This window comes from Xanthomonas sp. JAI131 (assembly GCF_013410075.1).
Lineage (GTDB): Bacteria > Pseudomonadota > Gammaproteobacteria > Xanthomonadales > Xanthomonadaceae > Xanthomonas_A > Xanthomonas_A bonasiae.
In genome coordinates this window covers 20855-32914 of the sequence record NZ_JACCCN010000001.1, presented here as the reverse complement: position 1 = coordinate 32914, position 12060 = coordinate 20855, and the positions used below count along the sequence as shown (strand labels likewise).

Genomic DNA, 12060 nt, shown 5'->3' with positions numbered 1-12060 from the left:
GGTACCGCATGCCGCACATACGCCGTCACTGGATGCCAGCGCTCGCGCTGGCCCTCGCCGCCGCCCTAGTCTCCGCCGCCGCAGGCGCCGGTCCGCTGTACCTGGGCGCCGACCTGTCCTACGTCAACGAAATGGAGGACTGCGGCGTGCAGTACCGCGAGCACGGCGCGGTGCAGGACCCGTTCGTCCTGTTCCATGCGCACGGCGCCAATCTGGTGCGCGTGCGCCTGTGGAACGATGCGCGCTGGACCCGCTACAGCGACCTGAGCGACGTCAAGAAGACCATCCGCCGCGCGCGTGCGCAGGGCATGCAGGTGCTGCTGGACTTCCACTACTCCGACGACTGGGCCGATGGCGAGAAGCAACTGATCCCCAAGGCCTGGGCCGCGATCACCGACCAGGACGAACTGGCGCGCACGCTGTACGGCTACACCTACGACACGCTGAGCGCGCTCGACCGCGCGGGGCTGATGCCGGAGCTGGTGCAGGTCGGCAACGAGAGCAACTCGGACCTGATGGACAGCCAGCCGTGGGACAAGCGGCGGCCGATCGACTGGGCGCGCAACGCCAAGCTGCTGCGCGCCGGCATCCAGGCGGTGCGCGACGCCGGCGCACGTTCGGCGATCAAGCCGAAGGTGATGCTGCACATCGCCCAGCCGGAGAACGTGGAACCGTGGTTCGCCGCGGCCAGCAAGGCCGGCGTGCGCGACTTCGACTTCATCGGCATCAGCTACTACCGCAAGTGGTCCAGCGAATCGCTGGCCGGGCTCGGCGCCACCATCAAGCGCCTGCGTAGCCGCTACCCCGCCGAAGTGATGGTGGTGGAGACCGCCTACCCGTGGACGCTGGCCAGCGGCGACACCTCGCACAACCTGCTGGGCGAGGACTCGCTCATCGCCGGCTACCCGGCCACCCCGCAGGGGCAACTGGACTACCTGGTCGATCTCACCCAGTTGGTGATCGACAACGGCGGCAGCGGCGTCGTGTACTGGGAGCCGGCCTGGACCAGCAGCAGCTGCAAGACTCGCTGGGGCACCGGCTCGTCGTGGGAGAACGCCAGCTTCTTCGATTTCGCGCACGGCAACGAGCTGCTGCCCGGCATCGGCTTCATGCGCCACGCCTACCGGCCTGCGCCGCAGGCCAGGACAGACGCGGCGGCGACGCCGCAGGTAAAGGACCCGCAACCATGATCGAACTGAGCCGACGCGACCTGCTGCGCTCGCTGGTCGCCGGCGGCGTCCAGGTGGCCGTTCCCGGCGCGGCGGCGGCCTTGGCGCCGGCAGCGCTGGCCGCGAGCGCCACCGGCGCAGGTCCGGCGCTGACCTGGGACGAGGATGCGCCGGCACCGCGCGAACGCCTGCTGTGCGACTTCGGCTGGCGCTTCCACTTCGGCCATGCCGACGATCCGGCGCGCGACTTCAACTTCGGGACGTTCCAGCGCACCTACGCCAAGGCCGGCAAGGACACCGCCGACGCGGCCCTGCCCGGTTTCGACGACAGCCGCTGGGACGCGATCGATCTGCCGCACGACTGGGCGGTGGCGCTGCCGCCGCGCCAGGATCCCGCCTCCGCCAGCATCCTGGTCGACGATCCCGCAGCGGCGCACGGCTACAAGCCGCTCGGCCGCAACGAGCCGCAGACCAGCATCGGTTGGTACCGGCGCGAACTGGAGATTCCGGCCGACGATCTAGGCAAGCGGATCTGCCTGGAATTCGACGGCGTGTTCCGCGACTGCATCGTGTTCTGCAATGGCCATATCGTCGGCCGCAACGGCAGCGGCTACTGCGGCTTCGAGGTCGATCTCAGCGACGTGCTCGACTACGGCAAGCGCAACATCATCGCCGTGCGCGTGGACGCCACCCTGGGCGAAGGCTGGTTCTATGAGGGCGCGGGCATCTATCGCCACGTGTGGCTGCGCAAGACCGATGCGCTGCACGTGCCGCTGGACGGCGTGTTCGTGCGCAGCCCGTGGCAAGGCGGCGCCGCGCAGGCGCTGGTCAGCACCGAACTCGGCAACAGCGGCGCCGAAGCGCGCAATTGCAGCGTCACCTCGGTGATCCGCGCGCCGGACGGGCGCATCGTCGCGCGCGCGACCAGCGCGCAGGTCACCGTGGCGCCGGGCGTGGTGCAGCGCGTCGAACAGGCGCTCGATCTCGGCACGCCGGCGCTGTGGTCGCCGGACACGCCGCAGCGCTACACCCTGACCACCCACCTGCACAGCGACGGCCGCGCCTGCGACGCGCTGCGCACGCGCTTCGGCGTGCGCAGCCTGCAGTTCGACCCGCAGCGCGGCCTGCTGCTCAACGGCGCGCCGTTCAAGCTGCACGGCACCAACAACCACCAGGACCACGCCGGCGTCGGCACCGCCATCCCCGAACGCCTGCACGAATGGCGCCTGCGCCAGCTCAAGTCGATGGGCTGCAACGCATACCGCAGTTCGCACAACCCCGCCGCGCCGGAAGTGCTGGAGCTGTGCGACCGCCTCGGCCTGCTGGTCATCGACGAGACCCGGCGCATGTCTTCCGACAGCGAGGCGCTGGCGGAACTGGAAACGATGGTGCGGCGCGGCCGCAATCATCCCTGCGTGATGCTGTGGTCGCTCGGCAACGAGGAACCGCAGATGGTCACCGCGCGCGGCGCACGCATCGTTGCGCGCATGCAACAACTGGTGCGGCGCCTGGATCCGACCCGCCCCACCACCTTCGCAATGGACAAGGGCTTCGACGACGGCGTCGGCCAGGTGGTGGACGTGGTCGGCTTCAACTACCGCACCCCGCAGATGGACGCCTTCCACGCGCGCCATCCCGGCATCCCGATCTACGGCAGCGAAACCGGCAGCACCGTCGGCGTGCGCGGCAATTACCGCACCGACGACGCGCGCGGCTACGCCCGCGCCTACGACCTCGACTACCCGTGGTGGGCGAGCAGCGCCGAAGCCTGGTGGAGCTACGTCGCGCAACGGCCGTACATCGCCGGCGGCTTCGTCTGGACCGGCTTCGACTATCGCGGCGAACCCACTCCGTACAACCGCTGGCCGAACGTGGCCTCGCAGTTCGGCATCCTCGACAGCTGCGGCTTCCCCAAGGACAACTACTGGTACTACCGCGCGCAATGGACGCGCGAGCCGGTGCTGCACCTGTTCCCGCACTGGAACTGGGACGGCCTGCTGGACGAACGCGACAACGGCATGGTCGACGTCTGGTGCCACAGCAACCTGGACGCGGTGGAGCTGCTGGTCAACGGCGCCAGCCAGGGCCTGCAGCAGGTGCCCGCCTACGGCCACGTCGAATGGCGGGTCAAGTACGCGCCCGGCACCATCGAGGCGCGCGGCTATCGCGACGGCAAGCAGGTGCTGGTGCAGACCCGCGCGACCGTCGGCGCAGCTGCCGCGATACGCCTGCGCAGCGACCGCCCCGAGTTGCTGGCCGACGCCGAGGACGTCGCCGTGGTTGCGGTCGAGATCGTCGATGCGCAAGGCCGCGTCGTCCCGACCGCCGACACCGCCGTGCGCTTCGTCGTGCGCGGTGCGGGTCGGCTGATCGGCCTGGGCAACGGCGATCCGGCCAGCCACGAGAACGACAAGGGCGACAGCCGCCGCGCGTTCAACGGACTGTGCATGGCGCTGCTGCAGACCACGCGCACGGCGGGCACTCTGGTGCTGGAAGCGACCGCGCCTGGGCTGGCGCCAGCGCGACTGGCGCTGAAGAGCGTGCGAACCAAGGTGCGGCCGTTCGTGGCCTGACGCGGGCGCGTCTTTTTTAAGAATCCACGCCGGCGCGCGCACAGCGGGCGCCGGGCGCTCCCGACGTCCCTCCTGCGCAGACGCCCAGGCGCACCACCCAAGGCCCGCCCATGCCGTGGTCGGCGCGATGGCGACGCACGCTGGGGTGACATCGCCGACGCTTCACTCCGAAGCCGATCCTCGCCGGCTCGGGCATCTCCAAGCCCGTGAAGCTGCGTCGCCCCAGCGATGCGCTACCCCCACCGCGCATGCGGTGAGGGAGCGCGAGCCGTCACCGCAAGCGCGAGAATGCACCGATCCCGGCGATCGCCAGCCGCTCGGCGGGCACCGCCGTTTCGGCGAAGGACAGCCGCAGGTAGCGGATCTGGCGGACCTCGGGGAAATTCAGACGCTGGGTCGAGAGCGCATAGGCGATATTGGACAATTCGCCGGCGCCGGCCGGCTGCCAGTGCTGGCCATCCTCGCTGCTTTCGGCGCGATAGCCTTTCGGTGGCGCCGCGCCGTTCAGCACCGCGCGCGAGGGCGTGAGGCTGAAGCCGGCGACCTGGCGCAGCGCGCCGAGGTCGATGGTCACCTGCGCGGGATGGCCCGGCTTGGGCGCGGGCGCGATCCAGATCGTGCCGGCATCGTCGTCGAGCAACTTCTCCGCCCCCGGCGCGCTGGCCTCGACGATTCGCCAACCCGCGGTGGACAGCACGTCCGGCGCGTTCGCCGTCGGCCGCGCGACCGCAACCGGCGCAACCGCGCGGAACAGCGCGAATTCGCTGATCGCCGGGCAGACCGGCGCCTCGAGCACGAGCAGACGCACGCGGCGCGCAGTGACCGCGGCATCGAGCCGCAGGATCCGTTGTGCACCGATGCATTGCGCTTCGGCCAACCGCCGCCATTGCCCATCGACCTCGGCTTCGATCGCGAAGCGGGTGACGCGCACGCCCAGCGGCAGGTATTCGCGCAGCCGGATCAAATCGAAGCTGCGCAGCGCCGACAGTTCCAGCGTCAGCGTCGGCGTGGTGACGTCGTCCGGCGTGGACCAGTAGCTGTCCGGCTGGCGGTCGAGCACGCGCGCCGGCTCGAAGCCGGGACCGCGCGACGCGCTGGCGCTGGCCTTGGCGCCCTTGGCCAGATCGATGGCGAAGCTGGCGCGGATCGCGTCGCCGAAGCTCTGCAGCACCGCGACGTCGTGGTCGGCGATGCGGCCGCGCCGGTCCGGCGGAAGATTGAGGTTCATGTTGGTGCCGCGCGCGACCGAGGTGTCGAAATAGCGCACCAGGTTCTCCGGGCTGCGCACCTTGCCGTCCTCGTCGGCATGGTAGAACCAGCCCGGGCGGATCGAGGTGTTGGTTTCGGCCGGCCACCACAGCGCCGCCCCGCGCACGCCGGCATTGCCGTTTTCCTGGGTGTAAGGCGCATTGGGCATGGTCGGCCAGCACGGATCGCCGGCGACGCCGTCTTCATTGCCGACCCAACGGATGTCGGCGCCGAGCGGGTCGAAGGTGCAGGCCATCGGCTGGTGCTGGTGGACCAGCTCGATCATCCGCGGCCAGTTGTAGTAAGCGGGCGCATCGATCTTGCGCGTTTCGCGCGCTCCACCGTAGTAGCCGTCGCCGCCATTGGCGCCGTCGAACCAGAACTCGAACAAGTCGCCGTAGCCCGTGCACAGTTCGACGATCTGCTTGCGGAAATAGTCGAGATAGCCGGGGCGGCCATACTCGGCGTGGTTGCGGTCCCAGGGCGACAGATAGATGCCGAAGGCCAGGCCGGCGCGCCGACACGCCGCGGCCATTTCGCCGACGATGTCGCCCTTGCCGTTCTTGTAGGGCGAATTGCGAATGCAATGCTCGGTCAGGCGTGTCGGCCAGAGGCAGAACCCGTCGTGGTGCTTGGCGGTAAAGATGATCCCTTTCAGATTGCCGGCCTTGGCCGCGGCGACGATTTGATCGGCGGAGAAATCGCTGGGATCGAATTTGCGCGGATCTTCGTCGCCGTAGCCCCATTCCTTGTCGGTAAAGGTGTTCATCGCAAAATGCACGAAGGCGTATTGCTCCCACCGATGCCACCGCAGCTGCCGCGCGCTGGGTACGGCGCCCCACGGCGCCGGCCCCTTCGGGCGCGGCGCAGCCGCGAGCTGCGCGGCGGATGCGCTGAAACCTGCGGCGACGGCCACAACACCCGTGGCAAGAAAGGTACGACGATCGATCATTAAGCGCCTCCGGCTCTGCACAAGTTTCGATCTTAGCTTTTCCAATAGCGAAAGAGTCCGCCCCACGAAGCTGCGGAAGGGCGTGCAATGAGGAAAAGGTCAATCCGTGTGGCGATCCTTTGCCGCATGATTGGAGATTGACTGCGCGCTGTCGCCGATCCCCGTTTCCACGGACACTTGCAGCTGACGCCCAGACGACTCGACCGCACTTGGCATGGACTCGGCATTGCACGTACTGCACACCGACCGGACATTCCTTGCCTCCCGATTGGCCTTCCTGCAAGTTTCCATGGAAACGAAGCGGCACCCGGAGCTCCACAGTGGATCGGCAGGTGGCGCGTGGGGCCATGGAGCCAGGCTGAAGCCGCGCCGCCCTGTCCTTTGCTGGTTGCACACGTCCATACTTGCCCACAGCCCGCCGACCTGAAATTCCTTAAACCATTGAATCAGATGCAAAATCGAGAAAAACCCCAAGCTCCCGGAAGCGCAGCGGAGCACACCCCGCTGATGAAGCAGAAAGGGTGCAGCGGGATCATATGCACTGGAAGCCTTGTGCAGCAACGATAAAGAATGACGCCTCATCTTGGGAGCTTCACGTCGCAACATTGTCGCAACACGCCGTCAAGGTTTCTGAGGCATCTGATGGTCGCCAACGGTAACAAGCGACCCATCGCTCCCTTCAGGACATAGAGCGCAATTGTGAACATCCATTGAATGGAATATTGGTCGACCTCATGTGCTTGGTGATCCAGTCCGGATCCAAGGAGTTCCCAGCCATGCCTGCACTCAAGCGTTCCGATCTGCGTTACGAATACAGCTGGAAAGTTTCTGAAGGTGACAACCCAAAGCTCATAGAAAAAGACGCTCATCATCTCAGCCGCAATGAGGGATACGAGATGCTGCTTTATCTCAATAAGCTCACAGGAGAGAAGGGAGCCGACTTGCCTGTGAAAACGCGTCTGATCGTGGAGTGGATGCTTAAAGAGCACTTCAAGTCCACAGCCCCGGGGCGCGCCACAGTGACAGAATGGGTTGTCGACAACTGGCAGAAGCTGTCGCCCCTATATCCGGGGTAGAAAGACTTTGGCGGAGGATCTCGATCCTCCGCCATTTTGCAAAGCGAAGCCAGCGGACCACAAAGTCGGCAGCCGTCTCGCTAGAGCAAGCTTTGCGTTTGGTAATCGAATAGCCTGAAAACTTTGTGTAACAAGTCAACGAGAGCCACTCAAATTGGAGCGTCGACTGGACGCATCTCTGAGATTGCCGATCCTTGACCGTCGTCTGACCCCTTCTAGGCATCCATGGACATGGGAAAGCCAACTTTGCGGCGCCTATTAATATTTGTGAAATAGCGCAGGAATTTGCGCTTGCGGTATGGCGGCTTGGTGCTTGGATGAGGGCTCCCCCACAGGCTCCAAGGAGCATCCATGCAGTCCGAACTCACGCTTCATATCGCCAGTCGTCTCATCACCGGGCTCCTTTGCCAGGAGCGGCATTGCCGCCTGTCCGACCGCATCGACGACATCCGACATGCGCTGGACGTGGCCGCCGAAATGCTGCGCCAGCACGGCGGAGGCAACGCCGCGCCTTCCGCCCACGACTATGCCCCGCCCAAACCCGCGCCGACGCCGCCACCATCATCGCCACCGCAAGCACCGCGCCTGCAAGAGATTCGAACCCGGGAGGCGATCGTGGTGCGCGACATGCCGTCCGTCGAAGAGTGGCGCAAGAACCGCCGCCACAAGGCAGCCCCGGATCCGGTGGCGAACAAGAAGAAGCCGACGCTTCACTGATACGCACAGCCAACCCAACAACAAAGTGCCCCGCAAGCGGGGCACCGTTGTTTCAGTGGAGGCGTGGGCGCGGTGGACGGGGGCCGCTCGGCGCAAGGTCCGGGGCCGACGGGTCGTAGAGCGCATCGGGTTGAGCGTCCTGGGCGCCGAAGACCAGCGGTTGGTCGAGCTCAAGGGGATAGCGCTCGAGCATTTCTTGGCTCCAGGCCTCCAGATGGCGACCACTCTCTTCGGCCTCCTGATCGCAGAAGGCTTTTTGCTGCGGGGTGACCCGATCCCGCGCGGCGGCCAGCTCGGCCGTCCGCTTCTCCAAGGTGCTCAATCGCCATGCCCGCCGTTGCTTCCAGGCCTGCTCCGACCACGACGTGCCGGGCTGAGGATGGTTGACGGTGAACTCCTCCCAGGACCGCTCCGCCAGATGGCGGAGCTTGGACGCGCGTTGCTCGGCCTGCAGGCGCCGTCCGAACCTCGTCAGGCTGGCTTTGAAGCGACGCAACCGCCGGGCCAGTTCCAATACGTCCGTGCGGAACCGCGTGTGCTCAGCGAACGCCGCAGCGCGCTCGGCCGCCCAGGCCAAGAGCTGGCGGGTGGCATGGAGCGCCCGTGCAACGCCCTCGTAGCGCAGCGCTCCCCATTCCTGGGCAAGCTCGGCAACGAGCGCCGGGATGGAAAGCGGCTCTGGGCGTGGCGCCCCAGGAGCGCTCTCCTCCACCAGCCCCAGCCTTTGGGCGATGACCTCCATGTTGCGGGACATCTCTATCTGCCCTGCCCCGCGGCCCAGCGGCAGGGACAGCACGGCGGGAGGACGGCGGATCTCCCGTTGGGCCTGTTCGTGGCTGTGGCCGTCGGGCACCTCTGCAGCGCGTCTCTCGTTTTCGAACACGGCGATGAGTTTTTGGAAGGTCTCTTCGTTGGCCTCTTCGACCTGGCGGTTTGACTCCACGCGCTCAGAGGCCTGGCCCCGGCGAGCGATGGCCGTCGCGTTCTTGCCCACATGCTTTGTCGGCTCGCGCGCGAGCACGGCAGCAGCGACCAAGTCGCCGCGCGCCAGGGCCTCGCCGGCCTGAGCATCAAGACTGCGGTGGTCCACTTGGATTCCTAGGCCAGCCGCCTCGAGGTAGGCGTTGATGGTCGTGGCGATCAACTCGCGCACCCACTGCACCTCGGTCCTGCCCGAAGGCCCACCGTCGAGCTCACGCGTTTTGTCTACAAAACCGTCCGGCCCGATGCGCCGCGTCGTGGTCAGAACGTGGACGTGCCAGTTCAGCCCGTCCTTGGAGCCCGGGCTGTGGATGCTGGCCTGGGCAGCAAAGCCATAGCGCCCGACCAAGGCACGGGTGACCTCCATGGCCAGCGCCGATCGCTGCGCCTCATTGAGCTCGTGGGGCAACGCGAATTCGAACTCCCTGGCGACGGTCGCATCTTTGCGACGCTCAGCAGCCTCCACCGCCGGCCAGAGCTGGGCGGGGACAAAAGCCCAGTCGGGCGCGTCCTCGGGGGCGATGCAGCGCGTTTCGACGACGCCGTCTCGGCGGCGGTAGTCGTGGCGCTGCCCGGTCTTCTCGTCCTCGAGAAGCAGGCCAGCGCGATAGGCAGCTGCAGCAATGGACGAATGTCCTTTGGCGCGGCTGAAGGTTTTTACGTTGGCGTGGTAGATGGCCATGAGGCGGCGGCTCCGAAGCAGTGGGGTTGCTTGGTTTATGCCTCGGCTTTGGATTTTCGCAAGCGCCGCCGGCGCTTGGGGTTCAAGGGGCAAAGCCCTTTGCGCACGCGTTCCGCAGGAACGCCTAGGTGCGCTCTTGCTTCTTTCTTTTAAGCCTTGTTTTTCAGATCTTTTCGATTTCGAGGGGGCCAAAATTTTCAATCCGGCACGAACTTGACGAGAGCCATTTCTCTGGTTGACTCGTAAGCAAGCAGAGGAGAAATCAGATGAGCGCGACAAATCACTACCACGACCGAATCCATCGAGCTACCGAACGACTGGCGCAGCTTCAAGCACGCGAGCTTTTAGCGAGCCAGCGCCAAGCGGTAAAGGCGAAGGAAACGCAACGCCGCGAAGAGGCCAAGCGACGCACGCGGGTCGCAGAGCTTGTGTTCTTGGCCGGTGCCGAAACGCTGGAGGATGCTGAGTTGGTCGGCACGCTGTTGAGCTATGTAGAAAGCCGCAATGACCATGATGTCCGCAACCAAGCACGTTCGCGCGGGACCTTGCGGCTGACAATGGCAGACGCAGAAGACAGCCAAATCAGGCACTGACCTGGCTCTTCAGCGCTCGCACTTGCTGGCGGTCTCCGAGTTGCAATCGTCTGAAAGTTGAGCTAAAACATGTTTGCCGATCGCTAAGCGTCGGTGTTGTGCCCGCATGCCAAACGGCTCCGGGTGCCCGAGGTCCACCCAATGGGGGCACGGGAATCGCCTTTTGATTCCATGCTGGGACCTCTGTTGTGAAACTCCTTAAAACCTTACGCACACAAGCTTTCCAAGCCCAGAACGGCCGCTGTTATTACTGCGGTGCGCCAATGTGGCTTTCTTCCCCCGACGAGCTGGATTTGCGCCCACGTTCGGCGCGACCTTACCAATGCACTGCCGAGCACCTATTGGCTCGCCGAGATGGGGGAAAGGACACCGCCGGCAATGTCGTGGCCGCCTGCTACTTGTGCAACCTGCGGCGGCACAAGCGTCCTGCGCCAGCCCCCTCGGCCCAGGCCTATAGAGCGCTGGTGCTTAGGCGCGTCGCAATGGGAAGATGGTGGCCTACGTCACTCATCCGACTGAAAGGAGACATAGGATGTTGAAGGAGCGTATTGCCACGCTTGTCACCCTAATGATTTTGGCTGCCTGCTCAAAGGGCCCTGCCACCACATCGCCCTCTTCTGTCCCGACCGAGATTCCACCGTCGACAGCCACGCCTGTCGGCCCTACCCCATTTGAGCAAGAAGTCGAACGGGTCAAGGGCGTGCTGTCTTGCCGCAGCTCTAAGATCACCCCGGCAAGCGATGGCTGGGGCGCACTCTACGGCTGCATTGGTGGTCAAGCTGAGACGGTGAAGTTCTTCATCAATGAAGAGCAAGGCACCGGTAAAGTAAAGAGCATGAAGTTCCTATGGAACGACTGGTTCAAAGACCGCGGATATGGCATTCATGCTGATGCTAAAGACGCTGACAAGATGGTTCATGACCTGGTGCAGCTCTACCCGAGCCAGAATGACAAAGTCATGTTACTTGCATTCAAGGGCAAGAAAAACGTTACTCAGGAGGGGAGTGGCTACCGCTTTGAATACACTTACGACCGAGGACCAGCGATTGATGAGCGGATGATCGTGGTGACTCCGCTACCTTCAAATCAGTAGCTGGCCATGCCAATCATCGCTGACCTTCGTGCCGATTTTTTGAACCGCATAGGCACGACTTGGCATAAAGCTCCTGCAGAGCTGCGCACAGAGCTAATTTTCGCACTAGGTAACCTTTACGACCGTTTCCATCAGGAAGGCTTAGCCGACCGCCACTTTGACCAAGCTTTGACCTCTGGAAGCCCGACCCAGCACGCGCAACGTTTAGCTGAGCTCCTAATGGCCGAGCACCTCTGGACGCACGGTTTTGACCTAGACAGTGCGAACGAAGGTCCGGATTTCCGTGCGACCAAAGACGGCCATTCAGTATGGGTGGAACTGGTCACTCCTGAGCCCAACGGTATTGACCCGGTATGGTTAACAGGCAACAAGCAAGGGGTATGGAAGTATCCACACCCTGAGATTGCCTTGCGTTACACCTCGGCGCTGAAGGAAAAGCACCAAAAGCTAGTAGGAAATGGACGTGGCAAAGTTGGCTATTTGTCTAATGGGATAGTAGCACCACGAGATATCTACGTTATTGCCATAAACCAGCACCTACTCCAGAGATCCTTTCGAACCCTCAGCGGCATCAGTCAAATTCCTGTCGCATGTGAGGTGGCTTTTGCTGTCGGCCCGCAGCAACTTCACATTGACCGAAATACCCGCCGAATCGTTCACAGCGACCACGCACACCGACCTGAGATTCCCAAGCAAGTTGCTGGAAAGCCGGCGACTACAGTCCCTGCCGACAGCTTCCTCAATCCCTCTTACGATCACGTGTCCGCGATATATGCGGTAGACCTGATGGAGGAAGTTCTGGTTAAAGAGCTACCAGGAAAACCCTTAGCCAGGGAACACCTGTCAGCGATGGCCTATAACCCTAACGCTGCAAACCTCCTGCCTCTGCATCTAATTCCAGCCCAGTCTCACTGGACTGCCACACCAACTAACGAATTAATTGAAATCCACCGCAAATAAAGCAGGCGCTTCATCT

The 12060-nt window shown here is 64.2% G+C and carries 10 protein-coding genes; 8 read left to right on the top strand and 2 right to left on the bottom strand.

The annotated features are described in order from the left end of the window. Nucleotides 1–8 precede the first annotated feature (8 nt). Both HDC36_RS00180 and galA read left to right on the top strand, forming a co-directional pair. The gene (locus tag HDC36_RS00180; protein WP_179563674.1) at nucleotides 9–1190 is read left to right on the top strand and encodes an arabinogalactan endo-1,4-beta-galactosidase; all 1182 of its coding nucleotides are present in this window, start codon (nucleotides 9–11) and stop codon (nucleotides 1188–1190) included. Continuing rightward, nucleotides 1187–3742, top strand: coding sequence for a beta-galactosidase GalA (galA, locus tag HDC36_RS00175; protein WP_179563673.1), 2556 nt, complete (start codon nucleotides 1187–1189; stop codon nucleotides 3740–3742). The genes HDC36_RS00180 and galA overlap by 4 nt, the downstream gene beginning before the upstream one ends. 271 nt (nucleotides 3743–4013) lie before the next feature. On the opposite strand, the gene HDC36_RS00170 is transcribed toward galA, so the two are convergent. Then, nucleotides 4014–5942, bottom strand: a complete 1929-nt coding sequence (locus HDC36_RS00170; protein ID WP_179563672.1) for an alpha-L-fucosidase — start codon at nucleotides 5940–5942, stop codon at nucleotides 4014–4016. A gap of 776 nt (nucleotides 5943–6718) precedes the next feature. Between HDC36_RS00170 and HDC36_RS00165 the strand changes: the two genes are divergently transcribed. After that, on the top strand, nucleotides 6719–7018 hold the full coding sequence (locus tag HDC36_RS00165; RefSeq protein WP_179563671.1) for a hypothetical protein: 300 nt from the start codon (nucleotides 6719–6721) through the stop codon (nucleotides 7016–7018). A gap of 351 nt (nucleotides 7019–7369) precedes the next feature. After that, nucleotides 7370–7735: a hypothetical protein gene (locus HDC36_RS00160; protein WP_179563670.1), complete on the top strand. Its 366-nt coding sequence runs from the start codon at nucleotides 7370–7372 to the stop codon at nucleotides 7733–7735. A 52-nt stretch (nucleotides 7736–7787) separates the two neighbouring features. On the opposite strand, the gene HDC36_RS00155 is transcribed toward HDC36_RS00160, so the two are convergent. Next, nucleotides 7788–9398, bottom strand: coding sequence for a MobA/MobL family protein (locus HDC36_RS00155; RefSeq protein ID WP_179563669.1), 1611 nt, complete (start codon nucleotides 9396–9398; stop codon nucleotides 7788–7790). Between the two features lie 266 nt (nucleotides 9399–9664). Here HDC36_RS00155 and traD point away from each other — a divergent pair, with 266 nt between their 5' ends. From traD to HDC36_RS00135, 4 genes are all read left to right on the top strand, one after another. Then, nucleotides 9665–9991 carry a conjugal transfer protein TraD gene (gene traD, locus HDC36_RS00150; RefSeq protein WP_179563668.1) on the top strand — a complete coding sequence of 109 codons (327 nt, stop codon included), beginning with the start codon at nucleotides 9665–9667 and terminating at the stop codon, nucleotides 9989–9991. 188 nt (nucleotides 9992–10179) lie between these two features. After that, entirely contained in the window at nucleotides 10180–10530 is a 351-nt protein-coding gene (locus tag HDC36_RS00145; protein WP_343204303.1) for an HNH endonuclease, read from the top strand. After that, complete coding sequence (locus tag HDC36_RS00140) at nucleotides 10524–11084, top strand: hypothetical protein (protein WP_255432528.1); 561 nt, start codon at nucleotides 10524–10526, stop codon at nucleotides 11082–11084. Before HDC36_RS00145 ends, HDC36_RS00140 begins: the two co-directional genes overlap by 7 nt. 6 nt (nucleotides 11085–11090) lie before the next feature. Further along, a complete protein-coding gene (locus HDC36_RS00135) occupies nucleotides 11091–12044 on the top strand; it encodes a hypothetical protein (protein WP_179563667.1) in 954 nt (317 codons plus the stop codon). The last annotated feature ends 16 nt before the right edge of the window (nucleotides 12045–12060 follow it).